Genomic DNA, 16,612 nt, shown 5'->3' on the forward strand with positions numbered 1-16,612 from the left:
ACGGAATCAAAATATAACTGATTGATAACGTTTAATTCTGTCACAAAACCAGATTAACGCTCATTGGTCATCGTTTCAGTGACCAATGGTAAGAGGTGGCAACGCATTGTTTGCATTACGAGAGGTCACAGCGACCACTTGAAACATTAGGGTAACATCAGGGTTAACACCTCACCGTAATCTCACCGTTATTGGCTTAATCCTCCCCGTAACATCCCCGTTTAACCTTGCCGTAATCTTGCCGTTCAATCGCGTTATACGGACCGTAATAGGACCGTTATTTTAGCTTTAGTCATTCATGTTCAGAGTAGATAAACTATTGATTTACTAAGTAACACATATTTGCGTCACGGTAACTTATTAGCATCTACAGATTGCAACAAAATATCATTTAATGAATATGGGCGACTAATCACCCATATTGCCAATGAGGTATCAAGTAAACCTATTTATTTTTACTTTTTTTCCAAATTATAAAATGAATAATCCCTAAACCACCGTGACCATAAATATAAATCTCAATTAAAATTGTGAGTGATTTATGAATACTTCTAGCCTCTAAAGCAAGTGGAGACTGCTGTAACCATAGAACAAACCATGCAATACCAGACAAAATAACAATTGATAAAGCACCTAACCCTAACCCTTGAACTGTAGCGGCAAGCCCTTTCGGTGAGCTGTCTGGTAGCTTTTTAGCTAAAAGAGAGTTTATATCTTCTTTGATTTGCTTAAAATCCCCCCAAAGATAGGGATAAAAATATCTAAACCCTCTCTGGTGAAAACATAACACGACTAAAAAGAACGTTAAGAAAAAAAGCACAAAGCCTGAAACGATATGAATCCAAGTGAATAAATAAGTCTCTTCAAAAAACGGAATAACTACTGACTTAGTACCCGTCATCCAATTACTCACAATGATTTGCGATATCACTAAAAGTAGAATTAACACATGTAAAATTCTTATTTTTTTAGTCTGATAAAGCCCAAAAAAATCCCAAATCGATTTTAATATGCTCACAATGCTTCACCTTTTTTATAATATTTCTCACAGACACAATTTAATAGCTTATAACACTCTTGTTTATGGCTTTAAGTCCTAAGCGTAGAATATTTTATATGAAATATAGTTCACATCTACCAATTAATTACGACCGTCCTTTTAAGATGAATACATTTATCGTTATGAGATGTTTTTATTATCAGTATGAAATTAATATTCAAAGGACAAAATTGTCCTGTGGGTATCGCAATGCTTATTTGCATTGTGGTTACTTTTATCTCATGGCCATGATTAGAATATTGCCAGCCAGTGACGAGCCTCCAATTTCAGATCCTCATGTCTCCTTGATTTTAAGGCAACCTATTATCGTTTCGGTGCTGGCTTAGTCCATTGGTAGGTAGGTGCTGTCATTCTCCGTCTGTGACGCTCTTTAGCCTGTATCGTCTGCGCTACACCTGTTCTAATGGCTAACCTATCGCGTCCGTTGAGTGATTGTCCTTGCTGGTGGGCTAACTCCATCATAACGGCTTCTATTGCTTCACGTTGTAACATGGCTATACATCAAAGGTGTTGTGATTATCGCTATACCTTGATTGTGCTGAATTGGAATAACCCAAAGTGACAGTCTCGACAAAATCAAATAGTTACCGATACGAATAATATCATTTCGCTGCGTACCTACTGCGTACCATTTAATTTTTTACGGGGTTTAGAAATTTATTCGACGTGATGTCAGGTTTTGTCAGGTTCTAATGTCAACTTTTGACAATAATTTCGGCTGTATTATCGCCCTGTTCTTTCGTGCTATCAGGACGCGATGAAAAGAGTTGCTTTAGTTCTTCGCTTGCTGGGAAAGTATAGCCAGTGCGCTTATGTAGTTGCTCCGCTATTTTATCGGCTGTACCATCTGGTTTAGTTCCAGCTATCTCATCCATAATCGCCTTAATCACCATAGAATCGGCATTTTCGCCCGTAACGCCATATTGCTTAATCATCGTTTTAATCTGTTTAATTCTAACCTTTGTGCTCATAAGTTCGCCTCTCGTCATTATCTGAGTATATTTCTGTTACTGATTCCCTTGTTTTAATGTCATAAAGCGTATGGCCTGAATAGAACAACTCTCCCGTATCTTGATTTTTTTCAACCGCCATTAGCTTAATTGCTGTAATTCTATCGTCAGGCTTAATAACTGATATTTGCTCTCGAATCTGCTTTAACGTATTACGAATTGTCATTTTTGATTTCTTCCATAGCTTCTTTCAATGCCTCAACTTCACGCTGTAAGCTCTCAACCTCGATAATCTTAGAAGCATCAGCAATACCTTTTAAAATCACGGTTCCCACATCTGGCGGGACTAGCCCCTGACTGATAGCCGATACAACGCTCAAAGCTGCGCTTGATAAGTCTGTAGTGTCACAAAGGAATTCGACAGGCTGAATAGTGGATTTTGAAACGGGGTCGCAACGGTCAGCCCATATCTTTAGGCAAGTAGCATCACCGCTTTCAATGCCAGCAAGAATTGATTTAATCGCTTGCGGGGTCATATCCATGAGGTTACGCCTTATTTCTGCGCCTTTGCCCGGTCTACCTGATGGATTGCCAGATTGTCCTTTTTGCCACCTTGTAGGGTGCTTACTCATTTACTTACCTCTTACGATAAGCCATCCAGAAAGTAACTCACCGAACGGCATTAACTTGTTTTTCCATTTGATTGAGTGCGGTATCTACTAAACTTCTGGCGATCGCGTTAATTGTTGGGGCTAGATTCAGTGGTGACTTATCTTTCTCGGCATCCTGAATAGCTCGGATTCTCTCCATCTGCGCCATCGTTAACATTACAGGTTTAAAGTTAGGGTTATAGGCCATAAAGATTACCTCTCATTTAATATTTCAGTATTTGCAATAATTATATTTATTATCCCTATTATAGCAACACAATGAGAAGTAAACGTTTGAGGGTTGTTCTCTCTTTAGATATATCACCGTGGTTTATGTTAGTACCATTTCGGTACGTTATTACCGCGATTCTTTTTGATATCAAAATAACTACACCGTGTTTTTGAGTGGTTAGCTGTACTGGCTAATATTTAGCTACTTTGGCTAAAGGCACTAATTTGTGGTTTTGATATGAGAGCTTCATTTCAAGCCGTCCTCAGTATCAAGGGTAGAATTTCAACTGTCACCCTTTCCGACTATGGCCATAATCACAATCGTTAACCCTCCTCAATTTCGAGGGCACTGTTTTTATTGATAAATACAGGCTCAAAAATGAGCCGATTGATTCTATTGGTAAAATTAGGCTGTGCTCAAATTTGAGCTTTGCCATATATTCAGTTAGTTACAAGGCGCAATAATACGCTTTGCTTGTTTTACAGTAAATTACCCTGACTTTGTTATATTAAGTTATACAATTACTCGTTAAATCCACCAGCAATTTTACATTTCCTAATCTGTATAACATCGTTATACGCTGATATAATAAGCACTCATTGAGCTAATAACGGACTATTATCATGAGTAAATCTAATCTTATTGCCTTTCGTCTACCTGCTGAACTTCAAGCCTTGTTTAATGATGCTGTATCGAACTCTGGTACCGATAAAACAGCGTGGATAGTCTCCGCTATCAAAGAGAAGCTAAACCGCCCAGACAGTAATCCTGATGCTCGTATACTGTCGCTGGTGGAACGCCTAGAATCGTCTGTGGCGTCTTTGATTGCTGGTAAGGCTGATATTCCACCGTATACCTATAATGAGTCTGCTGTCGTTTCTGTTGTTAATTTGGTGCTATCAGAGGGTATAGATAACGGGCGTATTATCGCTGAACGAATTAACGAGGCTGGCTATCAAACTAAAGGCGGTAAAGCGTGGGATAAGGATATTTATTCAGCGTGGAAGCGTCACAAGGATATTATTGGTAAAATTAATTCTAATCTTAATGTTTAAAATACCTATCGCTGCGAACTCGGCCTAATACAACAATCTCCTTGCAAGACACAAGATTTCCTGAGATTATACATGTAGGAAATTTAATTGCCCGAGGAAATAAAGATGATAAATGAATCTCCAAAACAAACTAATTTTACAACTATTTTGCTCCTACCCACAAAGGAGTTAAGGCTTGAAAGAGGCATTCACCAAGCTCAATTAGCTGAACGTATTGGAAAAAGCCCAAGCTCCTTAGCGAAAATCGAGGCTGGGAAGAGCCCGTTAACAATGGATGTTTTTCTTGCTTACTGTGGAGCGTTAATGGTTTCTCCATCGGCAGTCATGGCTACAGCAGAACGCTACGCAGCATTATTAAGCAGTAAAGGTTGGTGTATATTGCAATCGTCTTTAGAAGATAAAGATGACGACCTACTAAAAGCATCTCAAGAATATTACTCATCACCCGGTTATAAACGTAGGGTTAATATGAATAATATAATGCCGTCTGCATTAAATGGGCCAATTTTTTATCAAAATGGAAATGTTGATGGCTTAACTGTTTTTATGTTTGCTCTGTTTCCTAAATGCAAGCAGCAGCAGCTTGAGGTCATTGATCAGTTTCCATTTCAAATCAATTAGCTAGTTTCAGATAATCTTAAAACCAAATACGCTTAATTAATGTGTAATAGAGCAGAGTTAACAGGTTGCTATCCTATTATCTTTGCTCTACCCAATAGCTCTAGCTATAAATCCTTTCCCCACCTAAACCTTTAACGTTAGGATTAATGCGTGAGGTTTCGTGAGGTGGTACTGCGTGAAAATATTAGGTTATCGTTATCTTAATACCTGACGTTAATTTATCGACAAATGGTATAAATGCCTGCCAGTAATATTCTTCCAATCTTGCCTGTTCTGCTACTAACTTATCGAATGTAGCCCACCTCATGCCTTTGGGTTTTCTAAAGTTATAAACATATTTAGTTAAATCGCTAACATTTGAACTATAGCCCCAAATAGCAAAGCGACCTACTCGCACCTTGCGCCTTAATCGGTCAAGCTTGTTTTCACTCTGGCTGGCATAGTGGAAATTCCAACACGCTCTACAGGCTAAATCTTTACGACTAAAATAAAGCTCTGCTCTACGTTTACGGCAATAGGGGCATGAATACCAATAGCGAACGCCATAACCTGCTTGAGTAGTGACTAGTGATAGAGAGAATCGCTTATCGCCTATAACAACCAAGTAATTATCACCATTTTTACCAATGATTAATTTACCTGCGCTAGTATCCCACTGTAGCCCTTCACCATTATTTTTAAACTTTCTGATAGCAGCTATAGTGCCATGCCCGATAGTTGGTAATGCGTCCGTATAGTGCCTTGATTGTGGTCTCATAATGCCTCGCCATTTTCAATCCGAAATAATATAAGTTTTTTATAAATTGTCATTCTCATTACTTCGTTAATCCCTGTGATACCAATAGATACAAGCCTATTTCAAGGTGAGATTAATATTCTCTTTTTATAGACTCCGAAAACTCTTGCTACGATGTCCGAAAACTAGCCGCTAACGTGTCCGATAATTCTGTTTAGCGTGTGTAAAAACTCCCGTTCTACGATGTGTAAAAACTCTCTAACTACCATCCGCAACGTGCCCGAAAAGTCATATTTCCCCCTCGCGCGCGTACTGGTCACGAAAGTACCAAGTTAACGCTTCAATTCTTCCTGAATATACTTAGCTAAATTGGGTAATGTTTCCTCAACACCTTTTTTCAGGAACTCTTTTTTAGCCGTTGGGCGTTTAAACTTCTGCTTAACTTTCGGGTCATGCACATACGCGGCATAGCTGGCGGAATAACCAATACGCCCCGTTACTCGTGTGCCGTTAACTGTAACTGTACGAAATTGGCTATTAATCAAAGTTGAAGTATCGATAGGCGTATAGACTGCGGCTTGTGCTCCAGCGTCGATAAGAAACCGCTGCATAGCTAAAGACACTCTTTGCTGAACATGGCTAACATAGCGGTCAAAGCTACCATTTCCTTTTTTACTGACAACTTTTACTTTTATCATTGCTGTACTCCAATAAAACTAAAGGGCAGAAATCTGCCCATACTTATTATATTTTGGGGCCTGCTGTTGTGTTGTTGATTACTGAACGGTGTATGGGCCCTTTCTCATTCATATCAGTGATAATGATCCTTGCCACATCTTCACCAGTAAGCCCTTTTTCCATTCTTGGTTCGATGGCGGCATTTGCCACATGGTTTTCAATTACCACACTGAAATTAACACTACTGCCACGTCCGCCCTGTAAATCTTTGTTTGATATAACTCGCCCATTGTCACCAGGGATCATGTATTGCTTGCCCGTACTCGCTTGGAATATCTCAGGCTTACCATTTTCACCGACACGATAATATTTACTCGCATCAACTACCCCGCCATTCTTACGCCCTCCGCCAAAGCCAATCATTGACATCGATGTAGCTTTCCCTGCGGCCTGTGCGGTTGTATACGCTGATAATCCCGTTCCTGATGCCGCCCCACCTGTTGCGATAGATGCCGCGATTGCCGCTGGTGTCCAAGCCGCTAATGCTGCCGCGCCTCCTGCTGTTGCTGCCGCTGCGTTCGCTGCCTGTGAAGCAACGCCAATTGTTTTGGTCAGGATGAAGTTTTTAAGCATCTCCACGCCAACCTGAGCAATGGAATTTACAACACTGTTTAGCATCGTATTACCTAACGAACGCAACGCCTCGGACGCATCCATTGAGCCAGTGATTAACCCTGTCATGACGTTTGAAACATTACCCGCCAGAGAATCAACCGCCGAGGCTAACATCTCATAGCCTAGGTTCTGCTGTCTCATTAACTCCCATTGTGCCGCTAACTGCTGCTGTTGATACTCTTTCTCTGCTGCGGTTCTGAGTAGCTGGTATTGCGCATCGGTTGCCGCTTTGGATGCGGTGAACTGATCATGGCTAATTTGTTGTTTTGCATAGGCTTCATTGAGTATTTGTAACTCTTGCGCCTTGTATTCTTTCATCATGGCCAACTTCTGAGTATGCTCATTAGCCAATGCCTGAATTGGGTCAAATTTAGCGCGGTTCTCCTCAATATAATTGACTGAGGCGTTGATTTTGATATCGGTCATTCCCTGATTAAATGACACCATCGCCTCACGCCCCATGCGCTCAAAATCTTCCTTGTTGATGAATCCCTCATCTAACAAACGCTTGAGGGTTTTCACTTCCTCACCAAAGGTATGCGCCAGTTTTAATTCTGGGGTGATTTCCTGAGCCGCAATGAAATCATTCACGCGCTGATTGAGGTCAAACAGTTCCGCAGCCTCTTTTGAGATAGCCGCTTTTTGTTTCTCTGTTGCCTGTGCTCCAAGTCGCTGAACAGCTTCATAGATTGCCATTTCGCGGTTAACATCGGCTGCGCCACTTTCCAGTAATCTATAGCGTTTTTTCAGTGTGGCCAATTGCTCACTCTGACGTTTTATCGCTTCATTCGCTTGGTTGGCGGCTTTAGCTGACTTGTTGCCTTTTGATTTACTGCTTAGTGCGGCTTCTTGGGCTTCACGTAACTTACGTATGGCTTCAATGGCTTTCGGGAGTTCGGTATTGTAGGCCGCTGAACCTTGTTGTAATCCCATTTGCATAAGGAGCAACGAGGCGTTGTATTCATCCAGTGCCGGCTTACCGTCTTTCATGCCAATAGTGAGGGCTTGGGTGCGCTGCTCAATCTCAGTAAGCGAGTTAGCAAGGTTCAAGCTGACCGTTTTATCAAACTCATCCGTTAATTCTTGGATTTTCTGTTTAAATATTTCAGAGTCTTTAACAAAGCCGTCAGCAATTAACGCCTTTTCTAGCTCTTTGATAGCCTGCTCTTTCTTAACTGCTGCCTCGCTGCCTAATTCCAGTGATCGGGCTACTTGTTGATTAGCATCAATCACGCCTTTAGCTTGGCGTTGATAAATTAAATCGGCTCTGGTCAGTTCATCCGTTTGTTGCGCTCTAACCTTAGCAATATCAGCGGCTTTGCCTTGTGATACCGTCCAGCGACGAATATTTTGCTCGCCTTCTGAAATAAGTAGCTCATATTGCTGCTGTTTCTTGGTGAGTTTTTCAATTTCCTTAACGAAATCATCTAACGAGTATGATGGGCTAACTTCTCCATCTTGCTTTTTAAGATCCTGAATTCCTTTTTCAATTCTGCCAAGTTCTTCTCTATGATTTCGTAGCTTTTCGTTTACGGCTTCAAGACTTTTTTTCTGTCCATCTAGCTCTGTGGTTGTTTCCGCTATCTTCTCGCCTAAGCGGTTAGCGACAACACGCGCCTGTTTTGCCGACAGTTCGTCAATTTTATCAATCCACTGATCTACCCTGTCATTAAACTCTTTAGTGGCGGTGTCATCGTTCATGGCGTTATACAATGCGTAAACACCTGCGGCAGCTAAAAAGAATACGCCAGTAGGACCACCTAATAACCCAACCGCGCCCCGTAACCCTTGCATAGCCATAGACTGAGTTTTAGCGGCTTGGGCTGCGCGGTTATTGGCTGCGGTCATTGCGTCCGTTGTGGTCGCTAGTGTGGTTTTCGCTTTTTGCTCTAATGCTAATGCCACATTTAATTTATGGGTTGCGTTGGCTTCAACTTCTTTCGCTTTAGCGACTTGAGCCTCAACACGCGCAATTTCTTTCCCTGTTGTGGCTAAATGCGTTTTGATTTTGGTTTCTGTGGCATGTAGGGCGTTGCTGGCTTTGGTGACGCGTTGTAGATTTTCCTCACTCGCTGCCATTTGGTAGGTTATTTCGGCATCCTTGAGCTGTGCCGCCTGTCGTGCTCTCAGTGACTCTAAATCACGTTGCTTGGCATCGTTAGCCGCTTCTAGTGAATAAACGTGCTCTAACGCTGCCTGAGCCGCTTTTAACTCGGCTTGTGCTGATACCGTCAGATTTCTAGCGTTAATGACTTCTTGGGAGGCCGCGGCTTGTAATGCCTGTGCTTTCATTTGAATAGCGCGAGTATGTGAAACCTCGGCTTGTGTGGCGTTAATTGCCCCTTGAGTGTGCTGTAAGAGTGAGGAGGTCGCACTACCAATATTAGAAATATACCCCGCACCTAATAACCCAGAGACATTACTAATTATCCCTGTAAAACGCGCATTCGCGTTAGTTGCTCTATCTGTTGCGGCTGACGCTGCGCCAATTTGCCCCGTTAACTCGCTCATTTGACGTGATAATCGGTTAATTTCAGGCATTTTTAACGCACTGGAAACCGCGATTGCTGTTTTATCAAATCGGTAAAAGGCTTTTGACGTATCATCGGCCTGTTTACCCATTTCAGCCATTTTCCGTTTTGTTTCTCTAACCGCTTTCCCCGCCTCAAGAACGCCCTCGGTATCAGCTTTAATGATGATTTCAACCCCATCAATCTCAAACATAATGACCTCTCTTTTAATGTTTCGCTGATAACCCGCTGACATTACCGTCACGTAATGCAAAGCGTGTCATTTCGCCAATCACATAAATACACTGATCTGTGATGGAATATGGCTTAGTGAATACATTCAAATACGGACGCAATAAATCACAGGCCTTACTCTCAACGTCGAACGACTCACCGCGAGACTTAACAATTGATACCGCATTATCAAATAGCCCTGCCGCCAGCAATTCAGGGATCACCTCGCCTGTAATGCCGTTATAAGTCACTAATGTTGTTCCAGTTTCCGCTTTTAGCCCATCAACATAAATCTGAGCTATGGTACTTGCTAACTGCTGTAACTTTTCCATTAGAACCCCTCACGCTGTAAGGCATCACTTAATAGCCCTTGAATCAATTGGCTAATAGGCGCTCGTTGAATGAAAACATCTTTTTCACCCTGTTTTTCTTTAAATTTTTTAACGCGATCTACTATGTCGCTTTCAATTGACACTGCTTTGAAGGTTCTTTTTGGCTTATCCATGATTATTTATCCACCCTGTTGTTATATACACTACAATTATAATCCAGAGCAAAAAATAAACAATAATATATTGCTATAAATAATTATGAATGTAGAAATATTTTCTACTTATTTTGACTTTTATGAAATTAAGACAACAAAAAACCGACTCAAGGTCGGCTTTTCTTATAGGTAAGAGTTCTAGTTTTTGGGTTTTAGATAATTGGTAAGAATAGCTAATTTTTTATCTTTATTTCTTATCCCAACAGATACAGATGCTTTATAACCGTTATTATCATATTCTGCAGATATATCACTACATCCAATTTTATCTAAACAATCAAAGAAATTATTTTCATCATCAACTCTGGCTGTCTCAGCAGTAGGCTCACCATATATCAACTTTAAGTTATTAGTGACTTTAGTAAACTTATCAATCACATCTTTTTTATCGGTTCTTTCCAGTTCCTCAGAATGTAAGATTTGCACCAGTCCAGCATCAGGTGCAAATATTAAAAATGTAATTCCATCAGTGTTATCTGGCGTATTTTCTAACGTACAAGTAGCTAAACTACATCCTTCACCATCTAAGTTTAACTTTTGGATATCCTCCACCGATTGCCCCCACTTAAAGCCGTAGGGTGCTGGTGGACTGTTATCACATCCCGATAGAAACAAAGCCAATAAAGCCGTTATCATGATTTTTTTCATTTGGTTATCCTTTTAGTTGATAAGGCCAATTATACATAACCGCCTCGGCTTATGCTTTGGCGGTTGTTACCTTGCTATTTTTTAGCCCATTCCGCCAGCGTTTTCTCTGCTATGGCTTGCTGTTCGGGTGTGATTTCTCCGTTAGGTTGCCCGTACATATCAAACCGATTGCCGCCCAGAGTAAGAGCTTTCAAATATGCCTTGCGGCTGATGTATGACCGTAACCCCTGTTTAATGTGGCTCTCTGGGATATCCAGCCCTTTATCTTTAACCTCAGCAATCATAGCTTCCTTGATACCAATCATTAGCGGCTTGGCTTCTGGTTCACTGAATAGAGTCCAGTGCTTCGCTATACGGTCGATACGGTGTTGTTTCTTCTTCGCGTGAACATCTGCCTTGTTTTTCTTCTTCGGTTGCTGTGGGGCTTCCTGTGTCGTTTTACGCTTTAGCGTTAATGTTGCTCTCTGATCCATGATTACAGCCTCTCTGATACTGTCGATTCTAAGCGTTCTAGTTCAGTGGCTACACTTCGCAGCTCTCGAATAAGCAAAAAAGCGATTGCCTCCTCGCTGCTGAGGCCTTCGGCTTTCAAGCCAGCCAGTGAAGTAATGTAATTTTGTTTCGCTATTTCCGATTGATTTGTCATTTTTTATGCTCTTAATTATTTTTCGTTGCAAGGTGTGAAAAGTTTTATGAGCTAACTGTTCATGTGTTCATAAAAAGTTATTTCCCATATATAACAATTAATTAAATATGAACACTTCAATGAACACCTATGAAGACTTATGCAGAGTCTACATATCAACAATGAACACTCATGAACACTTAATGAATACTTAAATTTCAAGTGTTCATAAATTACTTATTGATATTTATACCTATTTTTCACTTATGAACACTATGAACAGTTTTACTTAAAACTTTACTTTTACGTTATTTTGTCGGTACTCGTGGTAGCCAGTCCTCGGCTTCCAATTCGTTTAATTCGAGGTTTGTTCTGACCCCCTGAGTAAAGCGATCTTTAATGTATTTTTTTCCTAACTCTTTGAGCGCACCGTCGATAGAACGCCCAAAGGTTGTGAGTGTTAATGGGTTCCTGTTGCCGTTCCCTTGCATATAGGCCATATAAGCATGATAAAGGTACTTTCTCGGTGCGGGTGGTGAGATATTGGCATTCCCCATAAACATACCCTCAACCCTTTCGAGTGCGACAAGGTAGGCACAAAAATCGATTAATGAGTCAGTTTCACGCTTCACATCAACCGCTTCACCAGAGCCTCTTTGTTCAATCAGTAATTTGTTGGCCGTCTCAGGGTTTGGAAACTCGCGCAGCAAGTCACGGATAATGACAGGAATTTCAGCCTGTATCTTTTCTGGCAGGTTCTTATCTTTTTTATCCTCGCTCACCGTTTCATTGAAATGAAAAATAACCCGTCGACGCCCAACGCCATTACTACGCTCAGTAAATTGCATAGGTCTATTGCCCGTCATGAATACAACGGATTTCATCACCATAGAAAATTGCTTTTCGTATTTGGGGTCAATACCAACTGGATCACCGCCCGTAATCGCCTTTAACCCTGCGCCATCACCAACATATTTAGGTTGGTCAGGGAGTAAAATCAGTTTTTTACCCACAAATTGCGCTCTGCCTCTCGCGTCGTCCAAGGCCTTTAAATCACCGCTTGATGTGTTGTGTTTCCCTGCTAACAACTCAGCGATATGTGCGAATACGCTTTTACCACTGCCGCCTACGCCTGTTGCCTCGATAAACAATTGCCAGTCATGACGATTAGCAAACACCATATACAATCCAGCCTTGATACGTCTTGCTTTTGCCTCATCTCCTCCCGATACATGAGATAACCATGCGGTAAAGTTTGGCGCGTTATCTTTCAGGTTTTCACCTGCTGCGGGTTCGGTATAGGTGATCCCATTTTGATGTAATAACCAATCGTTAGCGTTGTGAGGTCTAAATTCATGGGTTTTCGTATTCAATACGCCATTAGTGAAACCGATTAAATCAATGTCAGACTCGCCCATGGGTTCAGCAATGACTTTCAATACATCAATGACACCAGTGATCCGCCTCATACTAAAGTGGGTTTCATTCTCAATAAAAAAGTCAGCCATTTCGCGAGAAAGCTCACTATCTTTAATTGGCTCCCACATCACCCCGCTATAGGTGTATACCGTCAATGACTCTGTATTAACGGCTAATTGTCCGTATCGCTCAATCAGCAACATAGCCAATTGATTCGGGGCTAATTTGGCAATATCGGTATCAGTATCAATACCGCGCTTTTTCTTTTTCGCCTTAGTGGTATTAATGATAACTGTGTTTGCTTCCTGCATGGTGTTAATCCCCTCATTAAATGCCTGTATTGCTGCCTCAATGCCGTGTGATAGGCGGTAATCATCCCAATCAGCTTTATCCTCGGTAGGCGGTAAAACCGTAATACCATTGACTGCCTTAGCTGCCTTTTCTGCCGCCAGCTTTCCTGTGTTTGATTGGTCGGGTTTAATATCGTTGTCACCTGCAATGATAATCTGGCTCTCTGGGTACTTCGTCCGTATCACCTTAGCCACATGAATTAAGTTACCCGCATCAATTGCCGCTACTGTGTGCGCTTCTGGTTGGATTAACTGGCACGTCATGGCGGTTGCCAATCCCTCGGCGATAATCACCGTAGACACGTTTACAGGCTCATTGATAGGGTAATAGCTGCCATTCTTCGCACTATCGAGTAATAGCCGTTTATCGCCATTAGGTTTAATGGTTTGTGCTGCTGTGATTGTGCCGTCAGTGTCTATCAATGGAATAATCAGCGAACCATCGGCTAACAGGGTCACGGTGGTACTATCAAATCCTTTCGCCTTGAGGTAATCGGACTCGCCCTGTTTAGCATTGGCAATAGTGCGGTTGTATCGCGCTGTAAAACGTTTATGCTTCTCTATCTGCTCGTTAGCTTGGCTCTGGTCTTGCTGCGCTTTCAATACGTCCTGTTGCGCTTTTACCTCATGGCTATGGTAGGCTGGTGGATTATCTGAACGGGTATCAATTCCAATCATGCCAGCCACCTCATAAGCGGCTTCTGTCACGCTACCACCCAGAACACGCTGAACTAAGTCCAACCCATCGCCCGAGCCGCACTGGCTACAAATAAATGTGCCGTTGCCGTCTTTGTCGTCAAATCTAAAACGGTCTTTACCACCACAATGAGGACAAGCCGTGTGAGTGTTTAGGGGCACTTCTGCCCCGAGGTTAGATAATATATTTTGCCATTGGCCATTCGCTTTCAGCTTCACCTCACGGATAACATCAATCGGTTTCATCCTCTGCGCCTCCTGCTGGTTCAGCCATTTCATGCGACACACTTAAAATAGACTGATATAACGCTTCACCCTCCAGAGTGAGACGCCCACAATCTACCGCTTTGGTTAATGCTTCCAGTGCGGCCGTTTCGTATTCTTCAAACTGGTCTATTAACGGCTCAATAAAACAAACCTCAGTTAAGAAACAAAGGTACTCAATCGGTGAAATTTGTTGCTTGTTAGTACGGCCTTGGCATGTTTCCGTGTAGGTGTAACATTCCTCAAAGTCATTAGGGCGGCTTTTAAATACAGCAAAGGCAAAGGCTTTTAGCGCATCATCAAGCGAGTTCGCTTGGGTTTTGAATGGAATAATGTTGCTCATTGAAATGCTCCTTTGTTCGCCAGTAAATGGTTTAAATTGTTAATCATGATCCCCCCCTATCAGTGAAACACTGGCATAGTGCAAACTTCACTAGAACGAGCGATTTTCATAAGGCCATCATGCAAAATGGTTAGCCCCTTTCGCCCTTTTTCAGAGAGACGATTTCCCACTTCTGGCTGCATATTGATAAAGTCCATGTAAGCCCTGATAACTAACTGCCGCCCCATTTCCTGCCCGTATTGCTCACAAACAAAGTCCTCCATATGCGTAGTTAACAACGCTCGTTCGCCCGATGGATAAACCGATATCCCCGAACCGTTATCGCTGTAATACAGCGTGGCAATGTCTTTGCCGCCTAGCTCATTGTCGAGTTCAATAACGCCATGTTTATCTCTTAACTCTTGAACAAATGACGCTGCTACTACCCAACGGCATAAAATCAACGTTTGCTCTAATGTTGGGTTAAACAAGCGTTCTCGTTCACCTTTTGAGATTGCCAATACAAGCTCAAACCCCATAAGCAAATCCGTGTCAAAATCACCAGCATCAAGGGATTTAAGCGCATCGTCGTAGCTAATTACCTCGTTAAGCTGACCATTCTCACGATAAACAACCAATACACCTGTGGCACCATAACCAAAGCTGGCAACGTTACGTTTGATAAACAAGCTCATTATTTGCCCTCCATAGCAGAATCAATAGCCTTAACAGCATCACTCACCATAGAGAAAACAACATCTATCATGTGGGCGGTCTCCTCGTCCTGATTCGCCTCTTGCCAAACGCTTAACAGTGTCAACACTCGGTTTACTTTCATGCGTGGCACTTCCAGTGATAAAACCATCTCTTTGTTAGCCATCACTTCACCTCACGCACATAGTTAATTCGTATATCGGTTAAACCGTCACGTTGGGCTTCTCGCATCACTTGCGATTGAGCGTCTTTCTGGGTGGCTGATATCACACGTTTGCTAATACCTAGCGTTAACCCTTTCGGAGTCGTGCCATACCCTGCAATTTGAAACGTTCTCATGAGCGATAATCCCCCATATCCTGAATGTGTAGCTGTGAGGCTTGTTCAATAGCCATTACCATTGGTTTTAGTGCTTTCTTCTCCTTACGACGTAAGTTCATGGCATAACTGCCGCGCCTGCCGTGACCTTGATAAGAGTCAGCTTCTAAACTGCTAATCAAGTTCTGAGCCTCACCAATTGGCATGGCTTCAAGTTCCGCCAGCGTGGGGATTTGAATATGTTTAATTTCGGGAAATTCAGACAAACGAAAGTAGCTGTTAACCATTGAGCGTTGAACCTGCCACGACAAATCATCAGTAAATGGCTTGGCAACCATCAAATAACCCGACTCAGTGATAAGCATTAGCTCTTTTGCTTTTCCGCCTATTTCCAGTTCGGGCAACTCGGTACGTATTACGTACTTAGTGATCAAAAAGTAATCTACCCCATCAATGAAGTGTTTTTTGTGCGTGTTAAATGTGCGCTTTGCTGTACCTTTCGGGCGTTGGTGTACCTCGTCAATCATGGCAAAGGTAACTACTCGCTTACCTTGATACATAAATGGGCTTAGGCTGGTGGCATTGATAGTGACCTGTCTCATTTAATCACCTCTTCAAACCGTGCTATTTCTCGCCATTGCTCATGTATAAGGCGCTTTAACGCTCTTGCCATGTAATAAGTGTCGGTTTCTGCTTCATTCTCAACCGCTGTAATTAATGGAAATAAAATTGATTGGATTTCGTTATTAATATCTTTCACAGCATCGAACGCCGCCACATCACCAGATTTCAACTTAATCGTTTTCATTTGGTCGCCTCCTCGAGGGATTCGCATATTTCTGCGTTGAAGTCATACGCAATAGAAACGAGGTCGATTAACTCACGCGAACAATCGCTACTTACTTGCTCCAAGATAACGGCAAGCAATGAATTGTTTTGTTGCGCCTTATATGCGGCTCTGTCTAATGGAATTGGCTTGCTCATGCTTCCCCCTCAGATACGGCTTCTTCTGCTGTTTTGCTGATAATTTCAATTAACTGAATTTTGAGTTCTGCTTCATCACGTTGATTTGATAAAGACAAAGCGGCTTCTGCTAGGCGTTGGATTTTGTTCAATGCGTCAGATAGGCGTGAAATACTCATGCTTTCGCCTCCTGTGCCACAATTTCCTCTTGAAGAAATACACAAACATCACCTGATAACTTCGCCATAAGAGAAGCCAAAGTGGATATTTCACTGTCTTGTAACTGGTGAGGGTGTGATTCAATGAGTAGGTTAATTAACTCAACCTGATGCGCCTTTTCAGCCG

Annotated in this window: 24 protein-coding genes; 2 read left to right on the forward strand and 22 right to left on the reverse strand. The window is 42.0% G+C overall.

Features of this window, described 5'->3' with window-relative positions:
- Positions 1-445: 445 nt before the first annotated feature.
- From P3L44_RS11150 to P3L44_RS11175, 6 genes are all read right to left on the reverse strand, one after another.
- Positions 446-1,018, reverse strand: coding sequence for a cytochrome b/b6 domain-containing protein (locus P3L44_RS11150; protein WP_187710248.1), 573 nt, complete (start codon positions 1,016-1,018; stop codon positions 446-448).
- A 345-nt stretch (positions 1,019-1,363) separates the two neighbouring features.
- Positions 1,364-1,552: a hypothetical protein gene (locus tag P3L44_RS11155; RefSeq protein ID WP_036960459.1), complete on the reverse strand. Its 189-nt coding sequence runs from the start codon at positions 1,550-1,552 to the stop codon at positions 1,364-1,366.
- Positions 1,553-1,755: 203 nt separating this feature from the next.
- The gene (locus P3L44_RS11160) at positions 1,756-2,031 is read right to left on the reverse strand and encodes a hypothetical protein (protein WP_196731537.1); all 276 of its coding nucleotides are present in this window, start codon (positions 2,029-2,031) and stop codon (positions 1,756-1,758) included.
- Entirely contained in the window at positions 2,015-2,236 is a 222-nt protein-coding gene (locus P3L44_RS11165) for a hypothetical protein (RefSeq protein ID WP_105880968.1), read from the reverse strand. The genes P3L44_RS11160 and P3L44_RS11165 overlap by 17 nt, the downstream gene beginning before the upstream one ends.
- Complete coding sequence (locus P3L44_RS11170) at positions 2,223-2,642, reverse strand: DUF5681 domain-containing protein (protein WP_004266228.1); 420 nt, start codon at positions 2,640-2,642, stop codon at positions 2,223-2,225. Before P3L44_RS11170 ends, P3L44_RS11165 begins: the two co-directional genes overlap by 14 nt.
- Positions 2,643-2,679: 37 nt before the next feature.
- On the reverse strand, positions 2,680-2,868 hold the full coding sequence (locus tag P3L44_RS11175) for a hypothetical protein (RefSeq protein ID WP_004266229.1): 189 nt from the start codon (positions 2,866-2,868) through the stop codon (positions 2,680-2,682).
- A gap of 647 nt (positions 2,869-3,515) precedes the next feature.
- On the opposite strand from P3L44_RS11175, the gene P3L44_RS11180 reads away from it, so the two are divergent.
- On the forward strand, positions 3,516-3,947 hold the full coding sequence (locus P3L44_RS11180; RefSeq protein ID WP_196731538.1) for a hypothetical protein: 432 nt from the start codon (positions 3,516-3,518) through the stop codon (positions 3,945-3,947).
- Between the two features lie 105 nt (positions 3,948-4,052).
- Complete coding sequence (locus P3L44_RS11185) at positions 4,053-4,568, forward strand: helix-turn-helix domain-containing protein (RefSeq protein WP_196731539.1); 516 nt, start codon at positions 4,053-4,055, stop codon at positions 4,566-4,568.
- A 184-nt stretch (positions 4,569-4,752) separates the two neighbouring features.
- Here P3L44_RS11185 and P3L44_RS11190 read toward each other — a convergent pair whose 3' ends face one another.
- The 16 genes from P3L44_RS11190 to P3L44_RS11265 form a co-directional block, all read right to left on the reverse strand.
- Entirely contained in the window at positions 4,753-5,325 is a 573-nt protein-coding gene (locus tag P3L44_RS11190; RefSeq protein WP_272662270.1) for a hypothetical protein, read from the reverse strand.
- Between the two features lie 311 nt (positions 5,326-5,636).
- A complete protein-coding gene (locus P3L44_RS11195) occupies positions 5,637-6,002 on the reverse strand; it encodes an HK97 gp10 family phage protein (RefSeq protein ID WP_166185453.1) in 366 nt (121 codons plus the stop codon).
- Positions 6,003-6,048: 46 nt separating this feature from the next.
- Positions 6,049-9,381 carry a hypothetical protein gene (locus P3L44_RS11200; RefSeq protein ID WP_272662268.1) on the reverse strand — a complete coding sequence of 1,111 codons (3,333 nt, stop codon included), beginning with the start codon at positions 9,379-9,381 and terminating at the stop codon, positions 6,049-6,051.
- Positions 9,382-9,394: 13 nt separating this feature from the next.
- Positions 9,395-9,733, reverse strand: a complete 339-nt coding sequence (locus P3L44_RS11205) for a hypothetical protein (RefSeq protein ID WP_102139348.1) — start codon at positions 9,731-9,733, stop codon at positions 9,395-9,397.
- Complete coding sequence (locus tag P3L44_RS11210; protein WP_102139349.1) at positions 9,733-9,906, reverse strand: 3-hydroxybutyryl-CoA dehydrogenase; 174 nt, start codon at positions 9,904-9,906, stop codon at positions 9,733-9,735. Before P3L44_RS11210 ends, P3L44_RS11205 begins: the two co-directional genes overlap by 1 nt.
- Positions 9,907-10,086: 180 nt before the next feature.
- A complete protein-coding gene (locus P3L44_RS11215; RefSeq protein WP_102139350.1) occupies positions 10,087-10,596 on the reverse strand; it encodes a hypothetical protein in 510 nt (169 codons plus the stop codon).
- Between the two features lie 74 nt (positions 10,597-10,670).
- Positions 10,671-11,069, reverse strand: a complete 399-nt coding sequence (locus P3L44_RS11220; RefSeq protein ID WP_272662267.1) for a ProQ/FINO family protein — start codon at positions 11,067-11,069, stop codon at positions 10,671-10,673.
- A 460-nt stretch (positions 11,070-11,529) separates the two neighbouring features.
- Positions 11,530-13,932 (reverse strand): primase-helicase zinc-binding domain-containing protein, encoded by a 2,403-nt coding sequence (locus P3L44_RS11225; RefSeq protein WP_272662265.1) that lies wholly within the window; start codon positions 13,930-13,932, stop codon positions 11,530-11,532.
- Positions 13,919-14,293, reverse strand: coding sequence for a hypothetical protein (locus P3L44_RS11230; protein ID WP_272662263.1), 375 nt, complete (start codon positions 14,291-14,293; stop codon positions 13,919-13,921). Before P3L44_RS11230 ends, P3L44_RS11225 begins: the two co-directional genes overlap by 14 nt.
- Before the next feature lie 59 nt (positions 14,294-14,352).
- Entirely contained in the window at positions 14,353-14,967 is a 615-nt protein-coding gene (locus P3L44_RS11235; RefSeq protein ID WP_272662261.1) for a hypothetical protein, read from the reverse strand.
- On the reverse strand, positions 14,967-15,152 hold the full coding sequence (locus P3L44_RS11240) for a hypothetical protein (protein WP_144140322.1): 186 nt from the start codon (positions 15,150-15,152) through the stop codon (positions 14,967-14,969). Before P3L44_RS11240 ends, P3L44_RS11235 begins: the two co-directional genes overlap by 1 nt.
- Positions 15,152-15,325 (reverse strand): hypothetical protein, encoded by a 174-nt coding sequence (locus tag P3L44_RS11245; protein ID WP_004255426.1) that lies wholly within the window; start codon positions 15,323-15,325, stop codon positions 15,152-15,154. The genes P3L44_RS11240 and P3L44_RS11245 overlap by 1 nt, the downstream gene beginning before the upstream one ends.
- Positions 15,322-15,906: an ORF6N domain-containing protein gene (locus tag P3L44_RS11250; protein ID WP_272662259.1), complete on the reverse strand. Its 585-nt coding sequence runs from the start codon at positions 15,904-15,906 to the stop codon at positions 15,322-15,324. The genes P3L44_RS11245 and P3L44_RS11250 overlap by 4 nt, the downstream gene beginning before the upstream one ends.
- Positions 15,903-16,112 carry a hypothetical protein gene (locus tag P3L44_RS11255; RefSeq protein ID WP_272662258.1) on the reverse strand — a complete coding sequence of 70 codons (210 nt, stop codon included), beginning with the start codon at positions 16,110-16,112 and terminating at the stop codon, positions 15,903-15,905. Before P3L44_RS11255 ends, P3L44_RS11250 begins: the two co-directional genes overlap by 4 nt.
- On the reverse strand, positions 16,109-16,288 hold the full coding sequence (locus P3L44_RS11260) for a hypothetical protein (protein WP_004255431.1): 180 nt from the start codon (positions 16,286-16,288) through the stop codon (positions 16,109-16,111). The genes P3L44_RS11255 and P3L44_RS11260 overlap by 4 nt, the downstream gene beginning before the upstream one ends.
- Positions 16,285-16,446 carry a hypothetical protein gene (locus P3L44_RS11265; protein ID WP_004255433.1) on the reverse strand — a complete coding sequence of 54 codons (162 nt, stop codon included), beginning with the start codon at positions 16,444-16,446 and terminating at the stop codon, positions 16,285-16,287. Before P3L44_RS11265 ends, P3L44_RS11260 begins: the two co-directional genes overlap by 4 nt.
- Positions 16,447-16,612: the final 166 nt, after the last annotated feature.

It is taken from the genome of Providencia sp. PROV175 (assembly GCF_032707045.1).
Lineage (GTDB): Bacteria > Pseudomonadota > Gammaproteobacteria > Enterobacterales > Enterobacteriaceae > Providencia > Providencia hangzhouensis.

What these genes read in the sequence shown, in the direction of transcription:
- P3L44_RS11180 (WP_196731538.1), top strand. Translation starts at nt 3,516, where the DNA reads ATGAGTAAATCTAATCTTATTGCCTTTCGTCTACCTGCTGAACTTCAA.
- P3L44_RS11170 (WP_004266228.1), bottom strand. Translation starts at nt 2,642, where the DNA reads ATGAGTAAGCACCCTACAAGGTGGCAAAAAGGACAATCTGGCAATCCA.
- P3L44_RS11265 (WP_004255433.1), bottom strand. Translation starts at nt 16,446, where the DNA reads ATGAGTATTTCACGCCTATCTGACGCATTGAACAAAATCCAACGCCTA.
- P3L44_RS11190 (WP_272662270.1), bottom strand. Translation starts at nt 5,325, where the DNA reads ATGAGACCACAATCAAGGCACTATACGGACGCATTACCAACTATCGGG.
- P3L44_RS11225 (WP_272662265.1), bottom strand. Translation starts at nt 13,932, where the DNA reads ATGAAACCGATTGATGTTATCCGTGAGGTGAAGCTGAAAGCGAATGGC.
- P3L44_RS11210 (WP_102139349.1), bottom strand. Translation starts at nt 9,906, where the DNA reads ATGGATAAGCCAAAAAGAACCTTCAAAGCAGTGTCAATTGAAAGCGAC.
- P3L44_RS11195 (WP_166185453.1), bottom strand. Translation starts at nt 6,002, where the DNA reads ATGATAAAAGTAAAAGTTGTCAGTAAAAAAGGAAATGGTAGCTTTGAC.
- P3L44_RS11160 (WP_196731537.1), bottom strand. Translation starts at nt 2,031, where the DNA reads ATGAGCACAAAGGTTAGAATTAAACAGATTAAAACGATGATTAAGCAA.
- P3L44_RS11200 (WP_272662268.1), bottom strand. Translation starts at nt 9,381, where the DNA reads ATGTTTGAGATTGATGGGGTTGAAATCATCATTAAAGCTGATACCGAG.
- P3L44_RS11205 (WP_102139348.1), bottom strand. Translation starts at nt 9,733, where the DNA reads ATGGAAAAGTTACAGCAGTTAGCAAGTACCATAGCTCAGATTTATGTT.
- P3L44_RS11215 (WP_102139350.1), bottom strand. Translation starts at nt 10,596, where the DNA reads ATGAAAAAAATCATGATAACGGCTTTATTGGCTTTGTTTCTATCGGGA.
- P3L44_RS11185 (WP_196731539.1), top strand. Translation starts at nt 4,053, where the DNA reads ATGATAAATGAATCTCCAAAACAAACTAATTTTACAACTATTTTGCTC.
- P3L44_RS11235 (WP_272662261.1), bottom strand. Translation starts at nt 14,967, where the DNA reads ATGAGCTTGTTTATCAAACGTAACGTTGCCAGCTTTGGTTATGGTGCC.
- P3L44_RS11165 (WP_105880968.1), bottom strand. Translation starts at nt 2,236, where the DNA reads ATGACAATTCGTAATACGTTAAAGCAGATTCGAGAGCAAATATCAGTT.
- P3L44_RS11250 (WP_272662259.1), bottom strand. Translation starts at nt 15,906, where the DNA reads ATGAGACAGGTCACTATCAATGCCACCAGCCTAAGCCCATTTATGTAT.
- P3L44_RS11240 (WP_144140322.1), bottom strand. Translation starts at nt 15,152, where the DNA reads ATGGCTAACAAAGAGATGGTTTTATCACTGGAAGTGCCACGCATGAAA.
- P3L44_RS11245 (WP_004255426.1), bottom strand. Translation starts at nt 15,325, where the DNA reads ATGAGAACGTTTCAAATTGCAGGGTATGGCACGACTCCGAAAGGGTTA.
- P3L44_RS11220 (WP_272662267.1), bottom strand. Translation starts at nt 11,069, where the DNA reads ATGGATCAGAGAGCAACATTAACGCTAAAGCGTAAAACGACACAGGAA.
- P3L44_RS11260 (WP_004255431.1), bottom strand. Translation starts at nt 16,288, where the DNA reads ATGAGCAAGCCAATTCCATTAGACAGAGCCGCATATAAGGCGCAACAA.
- P3L44_RS11175 (WP_004266229.1), bottom strand. Translation starts at nt 2,868, where the DNA reads ATGGCCTATAACCCTAACTTTAAACCTGTAATGTTAACGATGGCGCAG.
- P3L44_RS11230 (WP_272662263.1), bottom strand. Translation starts at nt 14,293, where the DNA reads ATGAGCAACATTATTCCATTCAAAACCCAAGCGAACTCGCTTGATGAT.
- P3L44_RS11255 (WP_272662258.1), bottom strand. Translation starts at nt 16,112, where the DNA reads ATGAAAACGATTAAGTTGAAATCTGGTGATGTGGCGGCGTTCGATGCT.
- P3L44_RS11155 (WP_036960459.1), bottom strand. Translation starts at nt 1,552, where the DNA reads ATGTTACAACGTGAAGCAATAGAAGCCGTTATGATGGAGTTAGCCCAC.